The 16150-nt window shown below is 40.9% G+C and carries 26 protein-coding genes; 21 read left to right on the top strand and 5 right to left on the bottom strand.

Annotated elements, in window-relative coordinates:
* Position 1: 1 nt before the first annotated feature.
* From DWZ67_RS16595 to DWZ67_RS16575, 5 genes are all read left to right on the top strand, one after another.
* On the top strand, positions 2–1048 hold the full coding sequence (locus DWZ67_RS16595; protein WP_120139351.1) for a DUF6371 domain-containing protein: 1047 nt from the start codon (positions 2–4) through the stop codon (positions 1046–1048).
* Positions 1049–1130: 82 nt separating this feature from the next.
* A complete protein-coding gene (locus tag DWZ67_RS16590) occupies positions 1131–2273 on the top strand; it encodes a hypothetical protein (RefSeq protein WP_243635180.1) in 1143 nt (380 codons plus the stop codon).
* Between the two features lie 2 nt (positions 2274–2275).
* Positions 2276–2518: a VRR-NUC domain-containing protein gene (locus DWZ67_RS16585; protein WP_120139350.1), complete on the top strand. Its 243-nt coding sequence runs from the start codon at positions 2276–2278 to the stop codon at positions 2516–2518.
* An 81-nt stretch (positions 2519–2599) separates the two neighbouring features.
* Positions 2600–2899, top strand: coding sequence for a hypothetical protein (locus DWZ67_RS16580; RefSeq protein ID WP_032585545.1), 300 nt, complete (start codon positions 2600–2602; stop codon positions 2897–2899).
* 53 nt (positions 2900–2952) lie between these two features.
* The gene (locus DWZ67_RS16575; RefSeq protein WP_120139349.1) at positions 2953–3324 is read left to right on the top strand and encodes a hypothetical protein; all 372 of its coding nucleotides are present in this window, start codon (positions 2953–2955) and stop codon (positions 3322–3324) included.
* 279 nt (positions 3325–3603) lie between these two features.
* Here DWZ67_RS16575 and DWZ67_RS16570 read toward each other — a convergent pair whose 3' ends face one another.
* From DWZ67_RS16570 to DWZ67_RS16555, 4 genes are read right to left on the bottom strand one after another with little or no spacing between them, the layout of a single operon-like run.
* The gene (locus DWZ67_RS16570; protein WP_120139348.1) at positions 3604–4428 is read right to left on the bottom strand and encodes a hypothetical protein; all 825 of its coding nucleotides are present in this window, start codon (positions 4426–4428) and stop codon (positions 3604–3606) included.
* A 2-nt stretch (positions 4429–4430) separates the two neighbouring features.
* Complete coding sequence (locus tag DWZ67_RS16565; protein WP_118170386.1) at positions 4431–5165, bottom strand: hypothetical protein; 735 nt, start codon at positions 5163–5165, stop codon at positions 4431–4433.
* Positions 5166–5200: 35 nt separating this feature from the next.
* Positions 5201–5752, bottom strand: a complete 552-nt coding sequence (gene fic, locus DWZ67_RS16560) for a protein adenylyltransferase Fic (RefSeq protein WP_120139347.1) — start codon at positions 5750–5752, stop codon at positions 5201–5203.
* 2 nt (positions 5753–5754) lie between these two features.
* Positions 5755–6009, bottom strand: coding sequence for a helix-turn-helix domain-containing protein (locus DWZ67_RS16555; protein WP_120139346.1), 255 nt, complete (start codon positions 6007–6009; stop codon positions 5755–5757).
* Between the two features lie 167 nt (positions 6010–6176).
* Here DWZ67_RS16555 and DWZ67_RS16550 point away from each other — a divergent pair, with 167 nt between their 5' ends.
* The 6 genes from DWZ67_RS16550 to DWZ67_RS16525 all read left to right on the top strand — a co-directional run bounded on the left by DWZ67_RS16550 (position 6177) and on the right by DWZ67_RS16525 (position 8014).
* Complete coding sequence (locus DWZ67_RS16550) at positions 6177–6341, top strand: 1-aminocyclopropane-1-carboxylate synthase (RefSeq protein WP_120139345.1); 165 nt, start codon at positions 6177–6179, stop codon at positions 6339–6341.
* A 14-nt stretch (positions 6342–6355) separates the two neighbouring features.
* Entirely contained in the window at positions 6356–6685 is a 330-nt protein-coding gene (locus DWZ67_RS16545) for an SH3 beta-barrel fold-containing protein (protein ID WP_120139344.1), read from the top strand.
* A 51-nt stretch (positions 6686–6736) separates the two neighbouring features.
* Positions 6737–7006: a hypothetical protein gene (locus DWZ67_RS16540; RefSeq protein WP_120139343.1), complete on the top strand. Its 270-nt coding sequence runs from the start codon at positions 6737–6739 to the stop codon at positions 7004–7006.
* The gene (locus DWZ67_RS16535; RefSeq protein WP_120139342.1) at positions 6993–7214 is read left to right on the top strand and encodes a hypothetical protein; all 222 of its coding nucleotides are present in this window, start codon (positions 6993–6995) and stop codon (positions 7212–7214) included. The genes DWZ67_RS16540 and DWZ67_RS16535 overlap by 14 nt, the downstream gene beginning before the upstream one ends.
* On the top strand, positions 7211–7348 hold the full coding sequence (locus DWZ67_RS20165; RefSeq protein ID WP_165852486.1) for a hypothetical protein: 138 nt from the start codon (positions 7211–7213) through the stop codon (positions 7346–7348). The genes DWZ67_RS16535 and DWZ67_RS20165 overlap by 4 nt, the downstream gene beginning before the upstream one ends.
* A 267-nt stretch (positions 7349–7615) precedes the next feature.
* Positions 7616–8014 (top strand): hypothetical protein, encoded by a 399-nt coding sequence (locus DWZ67_RS16525; protein ID WP_120139340.1) that lies wholly within the window; start codon positions 7616–7618, stop codon positions 8012–8014.
* A 930-nt stretch (positions 8015–8944) separates the two neighbouring features.
* Here the strand turns inward: DWZ67_RS16525 and DWZ67_RS16520 are convergent.
* On the bottom strand, positions 8945–9340 hold the full coding sequence (locus DWZ67_RS16520; protein ID WP_120139339.1) for a hypothetical protein: 396 nt from the start codon (positions 9338–9340) through the stop codon (positions 8945–8947).
* Positions 9341–9437: 97 nt separating this feature from the next.
* Here DWZ67_RS16520 and DWZ67_RS16515 point away from each other — a divergent pair, with 97 nt between their 5' ends.
* The 10 genes from DWZ67_RS16515 (at position 9438) to dnaG (ending at position 16024) form a co-directional block, all read left to right on the top strand.
* Positions 9438–9707: a hypothetical protein gene (locus tag DWZ67_RS16515; RefSeq protein ID WP_057254180.1), complete on the top strand. Its 270-nt coding sequence runs from the start codon at positions 9438–9440 to the stop codon at positions 9705–9707.
* Positions 9708–9711: 4 nt separating this feature from the next.
* Positions 9712–10062: a response regulator transcription factor gene (locus DWZ67_RS16510; RefSeq protein ID WP_057254182.1), complete on the top strand. Its 351-nt coding sequence runs from the start codon at positions 9712–9714 to the stop codon at positions 10060–10062.
* A 20-nt stretch (positions 10063–10082) separates the two neighbouring features.
* Complete coding sequence (locus DWZ67_RS16505) at positions 10083–10307, top strand: hypothetical protein (protein WP_120139338.1); 225 nt, start codon at positions 10083–10085, stop codon at positions 10305–10307.
* 197 nt (positions 10308–10504) lie between these two features.
* The gene (locus tag DWZ67_RS16495; protein ID WP_120139336.1) at positions 10505–10846 is read left to right on the top strand and encodes a hypothetical protein; all 342 of its coding nucleotides are present in this window, start codon (positions 10505–10507) and stop codon (positions 10844–10846) included.
* Positions 10847–10851: 5 nt separating this feature from the next.
* Positions 10852–11085 carry a hypothetical protein gene (locus DWZ67_RS16490; protein ID WP_133302951.1) on the top strand — a complete coding sequence of 78 codons (234 nt, stop codon included), beginning with the start codon at positions 10852–10854 and terminating at the stop codon, positions 11083–11085.
* Positions 11086–11104: 19 nt separating this feature from the next.
* Positions 11105–11470 carry a hypothetical protein gene (locus DWZ67_RS16485; RefSeq protein WP_133302950.1) on the top strand — a complete coding sequence of 122 codons (366 nt, stop codon included), beginning with the start codon at positions 11105–11107 and terminating at the stop codon, positions 11468–11470.
* A 360-nt stretch (positions 11471–11830) separates the two neighbouring features.
* Positions 11831–12028: a hypothetical protein gene (locus tag DWZ67_RS16475; RefSeq protein WP_057254190.1), complete on the top strand. Its 198-nt coding sequence runs from the start codon at positions 11831–11833 to the stop codon at positions 12026–12028.
* A complete protein-coding gene (locus DWZ67_RS16470; protein ID WP_229110848.1) occupies positions 12028–12408 on the top strand; it encodes a hypothetical protein in 381 nt (126 codons plus the stop codon). The genes DWZ67_RS16475 and DWZ67_RS16470 overlap by 1 nt, the downstream gene beginning before the upstream one ends.
* A 66-nt stretch (positions 12409–12474) precedes the next feature.
* Positions 12475–12753: a hypothetical protein gene (locus DWZ67_RS16465; protein WP_057254192.1), complete on the top strand. Its 279-nt coding sequence runs from the start codon at positions 12475–12477 to the stop codon at positions 12751–12753.
* A gap of 19 nt (positions 12754–12772) precedes the next feature.
* Positions 12773–16024 (top strand): DNA primase, encoded by a 3252-nt coding sequence (gene dnaG / locus DWZ67_RS16460; protein WP_120139333.1) that lies wholly within the window; start codon positions 12773–12775, stop codon positions 16022–16024.
* The last annotated feature ends 126 nt before the right edge of the window (positions 16025–16150 follow it).

The following is a 16150-nucleotide window of genomic DNA, read 5'->3' as shown; positions in this document are numbered from 1 at the left end:
GGTGGGGCACGTTTTAAATGTTGTTCCGGGTCCCTTTTCAAGTGTTAGCTACACCTGCCCTCAATGTGGACACAAGAAAGAGTTCACTCTTTATGTTAATGAAAGAAATGTTCCTATTGACGAATCATGCGGACGTTGCAACCGGGAACGTTGCGGTTATCATTTGACACCGGCAGAATATTTCAAGGCACATCCAACCAATGACCGGACGGACTTTACAGGATGGAAGCAGCCGGAACCGACTAAAGTTATTCCCGTGTCTTATCTTCCTTCCTCGTTGTTGATTACTGACACCCACCGGGCCAGCAATAACCTGTTCCGTTTCATGGCTAAAGAATTTGGAAATGATGAGGCAAACCGTGTCTTTGGTGCTTATCACGTAGTTACATCCCGGCACTGGAGAAATAACGATGGGTTGGCAACGACCTTTCCTCAGATTGACGATAAAGGTCGGCTATGCCAGTTGAAAGTAATGGCGTACAATCCCACCACCGGTAAGCGGATGAAGAAGCAGGACCAGGCGGAGTTATGGAGCGACAAAGCTCAAAAGTATATGCTCGACACTCGACCGATGGATAAAATTTGGTTTGCAGGCAAAACGCTTCTCAAAAACTATGAAGCCAACCTGCAGCAAACTTTCTTTGGTTGCCACTTGGTTAAAGAAGCTTCTCGTGTGGGAATTGTCGAAAGTGAGAAATCAGCCCTTATCTGTTCTATTTTGATGCCTGAAATTACTTGGATAGCAACAGGTGGCTGTAATGGCTGCAAATGGACGGAATCAGCCGTTTTTCAGCCGTTAATCGGTAAAAGGGTAGTCTTATACCCCGATAGTGGGATGTTCGCTAAATGGGAAGAAAAAGCGGCTATTCTGAAAGATAGTGGCGTAGATGTAACAGTCAGTCGGACGTGTGAAGGTTTGCCGGACAACTGGGATGTTGCCGATGTACTTCTCAGAGAACGGCACGCAAAGAAAGGAATGACGGTAGGTGAGATTCTCGCTTATGCCACTGAGATAGGAGTTATTAACCAAATCCATGTGAACGTATGATTCAATTAAGAAAATACCAAAACAATATATAGCCATACAAGCCGCCTATAAACTGGTGGCATTCAGCTGCTGTTACCTGTCTATGGAATGCAGGACCGGAAAAACCATTACCGCACTATCTGCTGCCGACAACTTCGATACACAAAGTGTACTGTTCATCACCAAGCTGAAAGCTATCCCATCCATCAAAGCGGATTATGAGGCGTTGAGACCTGTGAGCTTCCAACTGGACGTTATCAACTACGAGAGTGCGCACAAGGCAAAGGGAAAGTACGACCTTGTGATTATTGATGAAGCTCACTCGCTGGGTGCATACCCCAAACCAAGCAAACGAACTCAGGAGATAAAGACCATTTGCGAAGGTCTGCCTGTACTTTATCTATCCGGTACACCGTCTCCTGAAAGCTATTCACAGTTATACCATCAGTTCTGGGTATGTGATTCCTCTCCGTGGAAGGAATACAAGACTTTCTACAAGTGGGCAAAGGTCTATGTAAACGTAAAGCAGAAGAAGGTGAACGGTTATTTCATCAACGACTACGGCCATGCGGACAAAGCGAAGATAGACAGGGACACAAAAGACTTGTTCATCAGTTACTCACAGGAACAAGCCGGATTTGAGGTGAACATAAACGAGCATATACTATCAGTACCAATGAATGACCGGACCGGGCGATACATAAAATCCATGCGTGATAACCTGATGGTAGAAATAGATGGCAATGCCATTTTAGGCGACACTCCGGCTAAATTACTTACCAAGCTGCATCAGTTATCATCCGGTACTGTAATTGCTGAAAATGGGCTTCATTTGACATTTGACAAAAGTAAGGCTGAATTTGTCCGTAAGCAGTTCGCCGAGAAGAAGGTTGCACTATTCTATGTGTACCAATCGGAAGCGGAGTTATTGCAGTCTGTTTTCCAGAACTGGACGGATAGCCCGGAAGTGTTTCAATTATCAACGGATAAGGTTTTTATCTCACAGGTTCGCCGGGCACGTGAAGGAGTTCGACTTGATACTGCTGATGCTTTGATATTCTTCAATCTGGAGTTCAGTTTTCTGTCATACGAGCAGGGACGGAATCGGCTCGTATCAAAAGAACGGACAGCACCGGCAGAGGTCTATTTCCTTTGCTCTGACTGCGGTATTGAAAGCAAGATACTGGAAGCGGTACATGGGAAACAGGACTTTACCCTTTCATGGTTCAATAAAAAAGCGAGATAGTCATGGCAGAACTGGAAAGTAAAATACAGGCTCGTATCATAAAGCGGCTGGAGGCGCAAGGCTATTACGTAGTGAAGCTGATTCTCACTAACAAAAACGGGATTCCTGATTTATTGGTACTGAAGAATGGTAAAGCCTTTTTTGTAGAAGTGAAGCGGCCAGGTGAAAAACCTCGACCATTACAAGAATACCGAATGAATGAGTTAAGAGAGTTAGGTTTTATATGTGAAGTGTGGAAAGAATAGATTTAAACCACTTTTTCTTGTGAGGTGATAAGATGTTCGTCTTTGCGGAGAAAGTGGCTAATACAAAAACAAGAAAAGAATATGGATAGATTACAAACAATTAAGTACCCACCATTAAAGGGTAAATTTAAAAAGTACGGTGATACCTTTGAACAGGTAGCCAAAAACGAAAGTAACCGGATGTATTGCTACCGAAGAACCACACCGGAAGGTATTGTATATTTTGAAGTGTTCCGGTCAAATCTGGGAAAAGATGAAAATGGGCAGACTTATGAATACTATCCAAAATCCTCACAGTTTGGTATATCTGCATGGTGCATTCGTGATGGCGAACATGCACAGAAGAAAGTCCAGAAGTATATGCAAAAGAAGTACGAATGATAACAGTCCGGGTAGGTCTGCTTCGGATGATTTACCTGGCAATATGAAAACATATGAAACCAACAAAAGTAATACAAGATGGAATCCGGATTACTCAGGAACAACCCGACAATGTTGTTATTGAGATGAACGGTTCTTCCATCACTTTGACGGAAGAGAATACAGAACTGCTCCGGGTGATGCTCTATGAGGCTTACCGTTCCAAGCGGTGGAAACGTAGCCGTGCGGAGAAATCAGCAAAGAATAAGGCTCTTTGGGCACTCGCTAAAGCACAAGGTAAGAAGAAACCGGATGCCCAGACAGAGAAAGCGTATGAAAGACTGAAAACGATGGCAGGTAAAGCGGCAGAAGAAGTGTTTCATGCTGAGATTATAATACCTGACTATGATTTTGACTTTCCGGACATGCCAGATTTTCTGGAATAATTCGTATATTTGATGTGTAATTTTAAAACTTAACGTTGAGTCAGAAGAAGAAATCAAACAACAGGAACCCAAAGGGTACAAGTCAAAAGACCTACCTTTGAACAAGCGAGGAACAATTCATTCGGTCAAATACTGAAGGGTATGGAAAAAGGTAGAATGGTACCTCGTGGAAGTACTAACCGGTATGCACGCAACATCTCCGGCGATAAGTCTAAAGGTCTTGCTTCGGGATGACGAAAAATGCCCCTACTCCGTGGATTGTGAGGTAGGGGCCCTATATTAATTCTTGAAAGGCAGGGAGGGATTGCAAATATTATACTCAAGATTAGATATAAGTTCTTTTATATTGTCGGAAAGATGTTCTATATCTTTTCTACTTACAATCAAAGAATCACCATTAGCTGTTTTACCATTACGATGTACTATATCATGTCTCAATTTTATTGCTTTTTTTATTTTTTCGCAAGAAGGAAATCTAAATTTAAATGTTTCACTATAAATATTAGAAACAGTAGCGAGATTATGGTATAAGATGTTTTCCATAAGATACTTCCTGGCTTTTTTAATATCATGTTCATCAAAGTTGTGTGCCCCGTTATAGAATAAGAAAAAATTTGCCAATAAATTTTCATTCTTATCAATAGCTGATAATAATCTCTCAAATAAATATGCCTCCATAATTGAGATTAAAGAAGCATATAATTGTCTGTATAAAATATATCTTGATTTTTTCTCTTTCTTTAAAGGAATATTCATTAATTGTTTTACTTCTTCTATTGATGTAAGACAATCATTGTAAGGACTTGTTTTATTGACAATGTCTTCATATTGTTCTTCGTCATAATCTTCATCGTATAGGTCGGAAATATCCAACCAAAAACAATCGTTAGAATCTAATCTTTCGATTTTATCTAAAATTTCTCTCGGAGCATCCTCCTTAAAAGTCAAGTAATAACCATACACAGCTTCGTCACTACCTGTATTTTCATTAATTTGAGGTTCTATTTCTTCAACTTCATCGTATGTTATTCCCAAGCGTTCAGCCATCGATTCATAGAACGCCTCTTGTTGATTATCGTATAATTGCTCTTTTGCTATTCCCATAATCACTTACTTTTAATATTTTTACTTTGCCGTAATACAAACTCTTTTACTTCTGGATATAAGTCTAACAGTTTCTTATCCATTTTATCTATAAATTCATATACTTCAAGAAAATAGCTCAGGGCATTTTTATTTGCAAATTTTTCCTGAGCTAATAGATAAAGAAATGGAACTTTGGATATATCTGTTGTTTCTTCTTTTACTTCTGTTGGATTCTTCAAACTTCCTGAGTACATAACCGCAGAAGCATCTTTAAACAACTTTGTATAAGAGGCATGAGAAAAAGAATTTCTGTATATATTCTTCAACTCTATTAACCTTTTAGCTTCATCTTTGGTGATTAACCCTTTTCTCTTGCAATTATTAATATTAGGCTCAATATCCTTATCATCATAGGTTTCAACCTCATTTTTAAATGTTTCATCTATCCGTTTAGAATCGTCAAATTGACGGCCTTGTGAATCCCATATTATCAAGGTTTGTTTCAAGCTATTTTCAAAAAGATGATTTGTCAAAGTGATAGCTGCCTGTGTATTACCTATGATTAAACAATTACATATTTCTGATATTATAGATTTAAGTCCATTCAATACATTCAATTTCCCATATTTGATAAATATGAGCGACCTTGTGTAATCATTGGTTACAATCCTATTTCTTAATTCTTCCAAGTATTCAGCTACTTTCGCATCTGAAAAACCTTTGACGGAGTATTTGAGATTGAAATTTCTATCCATCTTTTATCTAAAATAAGAGTAAGGTGATAAATATATTATTCCGGTTCGTAACCTTCGTAATAGTAAGATTGTGTAATCCCCTTGAATATTACTTCCCTGTCATTTATCTGGCTGGTAAGTGCCTGATTCAACAAAGTACGCAGTTCTAAGTCATTGATAGGGCTTCGCTCCATCGCTTGCAAATACAGGTGCTTGTCTACATTGCGCCAATCAACAACCTTTGCCAGATTCTTCTTTAATATCATATCAAGCCAAATGCGCATAGTTCGCCCGTTACCTTCCATAAAGGGGTGAGCTATATTTGCCTCAACATACTTCGCTACTATTTCATCGAATGTTGTTTCCGGCATCTTTTCTATTACTGGCAGCATAACATCAAGATACATACAATTAGCAAACCGGAAGTTGCCTTTTGATATATTCAATGTGCGTACCTTCCCGGCAAAGTTATACAGTCCGTCAAACAAGTAGCGGTGTATATCACATAGTCCCTTTATTGTTCCTACTTCGATACGGTCTATATCTCCCGTCTCAAACAGAGCATGAGCTTTTACAAGGCTTAGTTTATCTATTTCGTTTGTATTCATACTCACTCAGCTTTTAATGTTATTGACTTACCACAGTGAGGACAGGTAAGAGAAAGACTATCGTTCTTTGGTTGCTCGAATAGTTCTGTTACCGGGCAGCCTATTGCATCGGCTATCCTCAAAAGAATCTCCGTAGATGGGTTACCATTTACATGAGTGCTAAGAGTAAAACGGGAAATACCCATCTTTTCAGCTACTTCATTAATTGATGTGCCATGTTCTTTGATGGCCTCTTTAATTCTTAGTTGCTCAATCATACTTAATAGATTTTGTTTCTGCAAAGATACATTAATATTAAAGATGTGGTATTATCGTATCACTAATTAAAGTTAAAAGATATATGATAATTACACTATTCTTTGTTTGTGTGGTATGAAAATACCACCTTTGTAGCATCAAAGTTAAACAATAACATTTAAGCCTTATGACAAAAGAAGATTTAAACCAGATGTGCAGAGAATACCAACAGGTATTATCAATGAGTGAAGCAGAAGTATTCGCCATGTACGAAGAAAGCAAAGCTGAGTGTGTAGCTTCTTTTGAGGCAGAGATTGATTATTGGGAAAATTATTTCGGATATAAATACTAATAAAATATACGATTATGGCAACGAATTTCAAAAATCAAATGAGAGAGTTAATGAAGCAGGCTTGGATGCTGGTTAAAGTGTACGGCTTTTCAATGGCTGAAGCAATGAAACAAGCTTGGCTGGTTCTCAAACTGAAAGCAGCTTTGAAGAAAGGTGTAGTTAAGTTTTTCTATCAAAAGCTTAACGGTGAAATCCGTACTGCATGGGGTACGCTGAAAGAGGGCTTAATACCCGAAACAAAGGGCACAGAACGCAAAAAGAATGAGAGCCTTATAATTTATTACGATAATGAGAAAGCAGCTTTCAGAAGCTTTAAAGTAGCGAATTTAATCAAAGTAGGATAATTAACCCGGTGGGGTTACTGTTTTAGAAACCCCACCACAAAGATATAAACTATGTATTTTCCATTAGAGATTAACGAACAGATTGCGGATATGATAAGAACCGCTACCGATTTATATTCACAAGTAAATAACTACATCCAAAGCAAAGGATATAAGAACGATGTATTTCCCGGAAACGTATTAGGGGAGATGAGCGATAAGGTTTGCGAAATGATAACCAATTTAGGCGATGTAGTCGGACGTGACATTATCAACCAAGCATTTGATGAAGAAGAAAAAAGAAGTACTAACCTAAACCCTGAAAGCCATGTTTCTGAATGAGAGAGCGCAAGAACTTATTAAAGAATTGAGAGATAACAGTAACGGTGGGGTAAACACCTACAAAGCCTCAATATGTGACGCAATGTCTATTATCATGTTCATGTACCAAATGCATGCTTCGGAAAGAGAGCAAAAGATGTTAGCTGATGCCATTGATACACTATCAAATTACAACGAGTTACTAAATGCTTTATCTAAAGAGAAATGAAACTCTATATCTTCCTGCTGGTAGTAGGTGTTATCCTACTACTGGCAACTAATAGCGAATATTGTTTGAGTAATATAACCGGGCTGGCAATGGCTTACACTGCCTGCCGTAAATTGAATTTGTTTTATGAGTAAAGAAATCAAAGTCAGCGATACCGCTGAGTCATGGATAGGCAGATGGCGTAATAAAGAAGACAGACGGGCAATGCTTGCCGACATTAACAGAATCATGTGCCAAATAGTGAATGACCAATCAGAGGACGTAATCAATGACAACGTAGCGTTTGATATGCTCCTTACTCTATCAATCCTTTCTACGTTCATAGAATCATTAGGAGAATAATTAGTGCCCGGTGTACATTATGCCGGGCTAAATTCATATATTTACGAACTAATACGATTATGAACAAAGAAGAAACTCTTTATCTGCCTATCAAGCAGGTTTATTTTGATGAGATTATTGTCGGTACGAAGAAGGCCGAATACAGAGAGATCAAAGAAGGTATCACCGCCAACCGGTATTTACTGAAGGATGAAAACGGCAAGTATATACTCAATCCCGAAGTTACAGAATCGGGTAAAGAATATTTCATTGATGATTACAACAACGGCAACTTTCCGTTCATGCCGAAGAAGTACAAGCATCTGGCATTGGCAGTCGGTTACGCAAAAGAACGTGATACAGCGATAGTAGAAGTTACTGGATATTCTTTTGAACCTCATTTAATCCGCTGCAATCTGTATGCGTTCTGGACGATAGTGTATCATTTGGGAAAAGTCATTGAAGTGCACCGGAAGTAATTCCTCTGCGCTTCTTCTGCGTTGAAGCAGTTATCTCAAGTGTCATACATGCGTGTGCATAGGCGTAATTAAGTGAATTATCTGATGTGTTCACATGCGCATGTACACGCATGTGCGCAAATGGTCGAGAATGTTACATTTTACACAGTCCATACACGCACGTGCGCAAAGAGAACTAAAGAATCTAAACCATTAAAAACGTGCGTGCGTGGAACTGAGCAAACGAGCGATAAGCAAGCGTTATCAATGAAATAGGATCAGTAAGCCATAGGTCAAAAATGACCATTGGTGAAAATCAATGTGATGCAAAACTACAAAGAGATAACAAGGTTAGGACAAGGGTAATTTGATTTTACGGTAAGATTACGGTAAGGGGTAAATAGTTTACTCAACGCACTTTTGCGTTCAGTGGAAGTTAGCCGGATTTTTGGCATACCCTTTAATACTTCATCCAGTAGGGGTATAGTATAAATGTACTATTAGAATAAAATCACTTATACGCCCGTATGATATAGGAAAATGCTTCTTGACACTCTGTAGAAGGGATATTCTGTGAAAAGGGGACACCATTAAGTGGGGCATCCCCTAATTGGATTTAAAAGCCATTCCGGACACTTCCAGCGGCATTTGATGCAAAGATACGGATAAAGATGCAGACAGCGAAAACGACACCTTTGTTTTTATTATTTTCGTGATTTAGCGGAACAAAAACGGAACAAAAAAAGCTTAACTTGTTGAAAGTCAAGCCTTGTTTGTCGGAATGAGGCGAGTTATTGTGCACGTATCTGCTTCGCCAAAGAGCTGGTTATTAGAAAATGATAATATGTTGATTCGTTGATTACACATTGAGTTTGTCCCGATTTCGTCCCAGATAGACTTATATGTAGTGTTAATATTTAGGTATTATATACTCCGTTTCTCCAAACTTGATTAACTTGCAGTGGCACATTTTGCATCGTTCTCCTCGGGGGCATCTTTTTTAGTTTCTTTGAGTTGTTCTTGTAATCTGCCAATTTCACGGTTTAATTCTTCATTTCTTATTCTTAATTCTTTGTTTTCTTCTTTTAGATGTTGAAAAAGTACATCTGTGGGATCAGGACTTGTGAATTTATCTCCAGTTCCAGTAATAATCCACATAAGGTTAATCTGTGGATATTTGACGAATATATTATTTAAAACTTCAGTGGTTATATCATCCACTAAGTTTGTTAAATAGGATGCTGATTTACCAATATTCATAGAGAAAGCCCTGCGTGATACAGCCATTTCATCGCATATATCAAATAATCGCTGCTGAATAACTGATGTTCCAGACTTCTTTTTCATAATCTTTGTTAATTGAGTAATATATTATCTAATTATGCAATATTATTGAATAGTATACTCGTTATATTTGCATTGTAATTCAAATCACACGAAACAAATGTACAAAGAAATCGAAACTCCTGCAATAGCGAAAAAACGCTATTACTTTAAAAAAGGCTATCGGCAAGTGACTATAGCTCAGAAAGATGAAGTTCGCCGTATTTTGATGTCCGCATTGAATATTACGCGTTACACCTATTTTTCGCATTTGCTTAATAATGGCATTGTGGATATTTCCATGTCAAAGTATGAAGTTATCACGGCTATTCTTCAAAAATACGGAGTAACTGATATTTGGGATATTGTTCCGGAGAATCAAAAATTATGATGGTATGACTGCATTATCAGAACGGGAAGCACAGATTGCAGAACGTATAGCTTGGGGGGCTTCCCAAAAAGAGGTGGCTTGTGACCTTGGGATTTCTCGTTATACAGTGGATAATATTCTTCGCAGGATATATCAAAAACTTCATATAGGCAAGATTAATGAATTGTCTGCTTGGTGGTTCTGTACGCATTTCAATATCAGTTTTGAATTGTCTCCTCTAAAACGTACCATTGGTGCAGTTGCCTTGCTGATTTTAGTGATTCTCAATGATTTTACTTCTGGAGATACTTATTGTCGTAATCGGTCAAGAAAGGCCAGGACAGAGGTTTATGTGCGTTTAAAAGAGATTGTTTAATTATTTAAATACTATTAGTTATGACGAGTGAAAATCTGACAATGCACAACAAGGTTCTTGCATACCTTATCGAGATAGTGCACGAAGAGGCGGTTCCGGTGAATATCGAAATCGGTTCCAGACATGTAGATGCCAACGGCGATACGCAAGTGGATGTATTGCTGGAGTATGAAGAGCCGGACAAGGAGTGTGTCAATGAAGCGATGGCCAGGGCTATCAATGCCATGGTCATAATGAATCAGTAAAGATAGGTTGATGATGACAGTTGTTTTTTTATGGATATCGCTGATTGCGCTGGTGGCCGCCTTGATACTATGTGTCTGGGCAATGCGGAAAGCATCCGGCTCTTACCGAATTCTCTTTCTCTTTGATATTATCGTCTTGATGATAAATATTGGGATAATAGGATTTGCAATAGGTTGTCTATCTAATATGCGGTAATATGAGAGATTTGAAAATGACAGATTTCCCGACATATCCTTGGGAGATCCTTGACGTGTATCAGGACAACAGTTACTGTTACAATATCCGTCCTGGCCAACATGTCATTGGAGATTTATTCGATGATTCCAGAACGAAGCTGGTATCATACAACAGAAAATCACATGTGCAGATAATCTGCGTATGCGACCCCTACAAGCCGCCTTTCTATGCGCGTGAATGTATGTATGGTGTATATTCGGCATGGAGAGAAATCGAAGAGGACATCTTTAACTTGGAGCTGGCGGGATATTCTACCAAGCAAAAATTTCCACCCCTATGTACATCACACCATTATTTTTGAATATTATGGAAAATGAATCATTTGAAAGGGCTAAAGCCCTCAAGGAAGAGATTGAAAAGTGTGATTCCCTGCTTGATTCAATCCTGAAAAGCAGCAGGGAATGCTGTGTGTATCGCGATGCCGATAGGGGTACTCGTGACCTTGTTGTTATCCCCCTTCCCAAGTATTGTACCCAGTACATTATAGATGGACTTTACGTGAGAAAGTGCCGGATGGAGCAGGAATTTAAAGAGTTATAACAATCTAATGACAAGAATCATGGTTACTAAAACAACATTCAAAAAGAAGTTTCCGGACGTTAAGGTGCAGAAGCTACAGACCAGCGTTGTCTTTAGCAGGCAGCAGGTAGAAGAAACCGTATTGAAGGTGTGCGATTCTCTCGGTACCGGACTGCTTTATTACAATTATGCAAACAGATGGATAACCGTTTATGCCTCCGAAAAAATGAAAAAGGCACTGGACTCAATGAAACCGGGTTCTGAGGTATTTCACGAACATTATGGTGTTTATGGTAAAGTGATAAGCGATAAGCCATTTGTCATCTGTGGAGAATTGTGTATCAGGGTTGACTTTGGGGGAATGCCTGACAATGGAGCATATAGCTGTGTATGTTTTGTAATGTAATTGAATAAATATGAATATAGAACAATGGATTGGGGAGGGATTAGCTGTGCGCTTGTTTGTGCAATACCTATAGTGGTCATTATCTGTGATACTGTAATAAAAGTATTTGAAATGAAATATAAAAAAGAAGATGAGAACTAAGTTAATAAAAAAGCATAATCCGCAATCTTTTTTGGATGATTTAAAAAGGGTACGAGAGGTCATGGTTTACGCAGAGTGCACCAATTCTTATTATCAAATCTTAAAAAAAGACTTGCTGAGAGATGCTGAAAGGAAAGCAATCACATACTATATAACGGATACTATATTTATTATAAAAAGGAATGTGATGGTAGTCATTTAACGAATAACAAAACAGATATGAACCCAATGGATAATGAGTTACAATGCAAGAGATGTGGGAAGCCGATAAAAGGTGGTTGCTACAATGCTCCCGATGGACCTTTTTGTGTGGATTGCTGGGAAAATAAAATCAGCGAGAAAGTTAAAAAGGATTATGAGAAACAAGCCTTAAAGAGATTGCAGGCTATTGGTCTCGGTTTTAAAACAAATCAGTAATGAATAAAAAAGAAATATCAATGAAGAAAGGTCAGAAAGTACGCATTCTGCGTACCAATCAGGTAGCGACAATCGTCGAAGTGGAGTTAATTCGTAAAGGTGGCAAGGTACATCGGTACTGCCATCTGAAGACAGATGAAAAGTCATATTTATGGCTGGACTCTTCAGAACTTGGTTGTGTGGTGGAGGAAGTGAAGGTCTCGGTAGTTGATGACCGGAACCGGGAACTGCACTTGGCTATATGCCAGGACTACTCCAAGGATAAGATGACGCTACATCTTACCGGTAAGAATCCGGATAATCTGAAGGAAGCTTCCGGATTATATGCGAGACTGATGAATTTGCTCATTGGGAGCCTGAAGGAAACGCGGGAACTGTAGGAGCAGATAACGTCCTTGATAACTCTCCTATAAAACAATTCCTTTGTACCCTTCAATGTTTAAAACATGGACTTGCTTCAATATCTTCCGGACGATAGTCGATCCTGGATTCAGTCTTATATAGAGCTGGTAGGAATGGAGAGGTTGACGGAATACTATGACAAAGTATTCATCGAGCTGTACGAGATGCTGCCCGGTGAATCTTTCCGGGTACTTGAAAAGGTTAGTCCGGAGAACTATGGCCTTTTCATGAAATGCGTGTATTCATGCTTGTGCGAGTTTGACTTGTATGATATATGCAGCTATTATATCGAAGAACAAGGTACTGTCATCCTTAGAAGGTAGTACCCGAATATAATATACAATGATAGACGAAAGAATCATAGAACAAATCTTAGACCGTGCTGATATTGTGGATGTAATATCCGGTTACGTCGATCTGAAGAAGAAAGGAGTAAATTACCAGGCGTGCTGCCCTTTCCACAAGGAGAAGACCCCCAGTTTCTTCGTGAGCCCGGCACGCGGCACCTGGCACTGTTTCGGATGTGGCAAGGGCGGCAACGCCGTCGGTTTCTTGATGGAGCACGAGACGATGAGCTATCCGGAGGCCGTCAGGCACCTCGGCAAGAAATACGGCATAACCGTCGAGGAAGAGAGGCTGACTCCCGAGCAGGAACAGGCACGCATGAAGCGCGAGTCGATGTTCGTAATCAACCAGCGGTGCGCGGAGCATTTCCGCCAGAATCTGCTGGACCCGGCCAACAAGGTCGCCGCCGAATATGTCAAAGGGCGCTGGGGACTGGAGTATGCCGAAGAGACGGGCATCGGGTTCGCACCCGACAAGTGGGATGACTTGTTGAAGTTCGCGCAATCGGCCGGTCTTTCCATAGACTTGATGAAGGAGATGGGGCTGCTATCGGACAACAAGGAAAAGGCTAAAGAAAGGGGGACGGAGATTAGGACTTTCGATGGTTACCGTAACCGCATAGTTATTCCCATACGCGACCGTTTTCGACGGATTATAGGCTTTACCGCACGTGACATGTCCGGTGAGAAGGTGGCCAAGTATATCAATTCGGCTGAAAATGAAATCTACCATAAACGTGATTCAATTTTCGGAATTGATACGGCCATACGCCAGGCTGCCAAAGAAGATAAATTCTATTTGGTGGAAGGGGCGCCCGATGCGATGCAGCTTCAGCGTATTCGTGTCAACAACGCTGTTGCCCCTCTTGGAGGCGATTGGACTGAAAGCCAGATGGAGCAACTGAAGAAGTACGCCACTAAAGTTTGCTTCCTTCCGGATGCGGACCCGCCCAACCCAGATAAAGGTGAGAAACTGGGTGCCGGCATTCGCAACGTGATGCGTAACGGATTGCAGGCGATGAAGTGTGGGTTTGGTGTATCGGTCAAAGAGATACCACTTGGGGAAGCGCAGAGCAAGAATGATCCGGATACCTACTGTACGAGCATTCAGAAGTTTCAAGAACTGAAAGAGGTAGATTTCATTCCATGGTATGCTTCATATATATTCCAAGACATCAATACCACCGAAGAGCGAAGTGATGCTGTCAGCACCATCTGCTCCATGGTGGTCATGGTGAAGGACGAAGTCAAAGAGTCCATGTACCTCAAACAGCTCCAGTCATTCTATGATGACAAGAAGTTGTGGCAAACGGCCATCAACCGGGCCAAGAAGCTTGATAAAGCCAAGCAAGTCATTAATGAGAGCAAAAAGATAGACCGTGACCTTTATCAAAAATATGGCTTCTATGAAGAATACAATGCTTACTTTGCATTGGCTGGGGACAGTGGGAAAGCTGTGCAATGGAGCAATTTCACCATGTTGCCTCTATTCCACATCAAAGATTCCCTCCTGCCCAAACGTCTCTACCGAATCAAGAATCAAAACAAGCAAGAGGAAATCATAGAGATGAAACAAGAAGACCTGGTGTCATTGTCCAAGTTCAAGCAAAAGGTAGAAGGCCTCGGCAATTATATCTGGCTGGCCACTGAAAAAGAACTCACAAAGCTGAAGATGTTCCTTTACGAACAGACCGAGACTGCACTTGAGGTGACACAGCTTGGCTGGCAACGGCAGGGGTTCTTTGCCTTCGGTAACGGATGTTTTGATACGGAGTGGCATATCGCGGATGAATACGGTATCGTACGGTTGAAGAATGGCAATTTTTACCTACCGGGTTGTAGTACCATTTATCGTGATGACATCAAATTATTTCAGTTCGAACGCAGGTTTGTACACACCACGTACAACAATGTCAGCATAAGGGTGTACAGCGAACAGTTGATTCGTGTATTCGGAGACAATGCTAAGGTTGGCATCTGCTTCTTGATTGCTTCCCTTTTCCGGGATATTATTTCGGGGCAAACTAAAAGTTTTCCCATCCTTAATCTGTTTGGTCCGAAAGGTAGCGGCAAATCAGAACTCGGTCACAGCCTGATGTCGTTCTTCATCATCAATAATAATCCGCCAAACATCCAGAATGCGACTATTGCAGCCTTGGGAGATGCGGTGGCACAATGCGCCAATGCGCTGGTGCATATTGACGAGTACAAGAATTCCATCGACCTTGACAAACGGGAGTTCCTCAAAGGCTTGTGGGACGGAACCGGCCGAAGCCGCATGAACATGGACCGGGACAAGAAGCGGGAGATTACGAGCGTGGATTGCGGTGTCATCCTATCCGGTCAAGAAATGCCGACAATTGACATCGCCCTATTTTCCAGGTTGATTTACCTGACCTTCACCAAAACGGAATTCTCCACGTCTGAGAAACAGGCATTTGACCAATGCAAGTCAATACGCGACTTAGGACTGTCGCACCTTACTTTGCAGCTGTTGCGCTACCGGTCAAAAATGGAGACGGATTTCACGTCCTCCTATCGCCAGTGTATGGGGGATTTGAATGAACGCTTGAAAGGCGAGAGCATAGAAGACCGCATCCAGCGGAACTGGGTCATTCCGTTGGCCGCCTTCCGCGCGCTTGAAGCGGTGCTCGACGTGCCATTTACTTACCTGGAGCTGCTGAACATCTGTGTGGACGGCATCATCCGACAGAACCGTGAATGCAAGAGCAACAACGAACTGGCCAACTTCTGGAATGTGGTCAGTTACTTGCAGCAGGACGGTGAAATATTCTTAGAGTCGGATTTCCGCATTGATTATTTGTCCGGGCTGAAGACAAACAAGGTCAAGGACCTCGCTTTTAAGCAGCCACGCCCTATCCTGCGTATGCGCACAGACCGCATCTTCATGCTGTATAAGAAGTTCAGCAAGCAGGTGGGAGATACCGCTTTACCGACTGAATCGTTGAATTTCTACTTGGAGAACTCCAAAGAATACCTGGGGGTACAAAACTCCGTCCGTTTCAAGAACATATTGAAGGGGGTAGAAGTAACCAAAGAACTGGAGGCCGGTGGACAAAAGTATTATAAGAAAACCAGCGTGACCAAGCAGGCCCTCTGCTTCGATTACACGGAGCTGATGGCAAACTATAATATCAATCTCAACATTGATATGGGAATGCCTGACGAAGAGGAAGAAGGGCGGGATAATAAACCGCCGGAGGACAAAACTTCTCCATATAAATTTTAATGTCTATCATAGTTGTGCGGAAGCTCTTGCCTGTGAAGGTAGGGGCTTTTTTCTTGCCTTTTTGAGACAAAAAAGATGCTTTATTTTGGGGCAAAAAATGCTTCTACACTTTCTACACTTTCTACA

Source organism: Bacteroides sp. AF34-31BH, from assembly GCF_003602795.1.
GTDB lineage: Bacteria > Bacteroidota > Bacteroidia > Bacteroidales > Bacteroidaceae > Bacteroides > Bacteroides uniformis.
This window is presented reverse-complemented; position numbering and strand designations above follow the sequence as displayed.

What these genes read in the sequence shown, in the direction of transcription:
- dnaG (WP_120139333.1), top strand. Translation starts at nt 12,773, where the DNA reads ATGATAGACGAAAGAATCATAGAACAAATCTTAGACCGTGCTGATATT.
- DWZ67_RS16565 (WP_118170386.1), bottom strand. Translation starts at nt 5,165, where the DNA reads ATGGATAGAAATTTCAATCTCAAATACTCCGTCAAAGGTTTTTCAGAT.
- DWZ67_RS16545 (WP_120139344.1), top strand. Translation starts at nt 6,356, where the DNA reads ATGGCAACGAATTTCAAAAATCAAATGAGAGAGTTAATGAAGCAGGCT.
- DWZ67_RS16570 (WP_120139348.1), bottom strand. Translation starts at nt 4,428, where the DNA reads ATGGGAATAGCAAAAGAGCAATTATACGATAATCAACAAGAGGCGTTC.
- DWZ67_RS16465 (WP_057254192.1), top strand. Translation starts at nt 12,475, where the DNA reads ATGGACTTGCTTCAATATCTTCCGGACGATAGTCGATCCTGGATTCAG.
- DWZ67_RS16495 (WP_120139336.1), top strand. Translation starts at nt 10,505, where the DNA reads ATGAGAGATTTGAAAATGACAGATTTCCCGACATATCCTTGGGAGATC.
- DWZ67_RS16585 (WP_120139350.1), top strand. Translation starts at nt 2,276, where the DNA reads ATGGCAGAACTGGAAAGTAAAATACAGGCTCGTATCATAAAGCGGCTG.
- DWZ67_RS16485 (WP_133302950.1), top strand. Translation starts at nt 11,105, where the DNA reads ATGGTTACTAAAACAACATTCAAAAAGAAGTTTCCGGACGTTAAGGTG.
- DWZ67_RS16580 (WP_032585545.1), top strand. Translation starts at nt 2,600, where the DNA reads ATGGATAGATTACAAACAATTAAGTACCCACCATTAAAGGGTAAATTT.
- DWZ67_RS16510 (WP_057254182.1), top strand. Translation starts at nt 9,712, where the DNA reads ATGACTGCATTATCAGAACGGGAAGCACAGATTGCAGAACGTATAGCT.
- DWZ67_RS16575 (WP_120139349.1), top strand. Translation starts at nt 2,953, where the DNA reads ATGAAACCAACAAAAGTAATACAAGATGGAATCCGGATTACTCAGGAA.
- DWZ67_RS20165 (WP_165852486.1), top strand. Translation starts at nt 7,211, where the DNA reads ATGAAACTCTATATCTTCCTGCTGGTAGTAGGTGTTATCCTACTACTG.
- DWZ67_RS16525 (WP_120139340.1), top strand. Translation starts at nt 7,616, where the DNA reads ATGAACAAAGAAGAAACTCTTTATCTGCCTATCAAGCAGGTTTATTTT.
- DWZ67_RS16475 (WP_057254190.1), top strand. Translation starts at nt 11,831, where the DNA reads ATGAACCCAATGGATAATGAGTTACAATGCAAGAGATGTGGGAAGCCG.
- DWZ67_RS16550 (WP_120139345.1), top strand. Translation starts at nt 6,177, where the DNA reads ATGACAAAAGAAGATTTAAACCAGATGTGCAGAGAATACCAACAGGTA.
- DWZ67_RS16540 (WP_120139343.1), top strand. Translation starts at nt 6,737, where the DNA reads ATGTATTTTCCATTAGAGATTAACGAACAGATTGCGGATATGATAAGA.
- DWZ67_RS16515 (WP_057254180.1), top strand. Translation starts at nt 9,438, where the DNA reads ATGTACAAAGAAATCGAAACTCCTGCAATAGCGAAAAAACGCTATTAC.
- fic (WP_120139347.1), bottom strand. Translation starts at nt 5,752, where the DNA reads ATGAATACAAACGAAATAGATAAACTAAGCCTTGTAAAAGCTCATGCT.
- DWZ67_RS16470 (WP_229110848.1), top strand. Translation starts at nt 12,028, where the DNA reads ATGAATAAAAAAGAAATATCAATGAAGAAAGGTCAGAAAGTACGCATT.
- DWZ67_RS16535 (WP_120139342.1), top strand. Translation starts at nt 6,993, where the DNA reads ATGTTTCTGAATGAGAGAGCGCAAGAACTTATTAAAGAATTGAGAGAT.
- DWZ67_RS16505 (WP_120139338.1), top strand. Translation starts at nt 10,083, where the DNA reads ATGACGAGTGAAAATCTGACAATGCACAACAAGGTTCTTGCATACCTT.
- DWZ67_RS16590 (WP_243635180.1), top strand. Translation starts at nt 1,131, where the DNA reads ATGGAATGCAGGACCGGAAAAACCATTACCGCACTATCTGCTGCCGAC.
- DWZ67_RS16520 (WP_120139339.1), bottom strand. Translation starts at nt 9,340, where the DNA reads ATGAAAAAGAAGTCTGGAACATCAGTTATTCAGCAGCGATTATTTGAT.
- DWZ67_RS16490 (WP_133302951.1), top strand. Translation starts at nt 10,852, where the DNA reads ATGGAAAATGAATCATTTGAAAGGGCTAAAGCCCTCAAGGAAGAGATT.
- DWZ67_RS16555 (WP_120139346.1), bottom strand. Translation starts at nt 6,009, where the DNA reads ATGATTGAGCAACTAAGAATTAAAGAGGCCATCAAAGAACATGGCACA.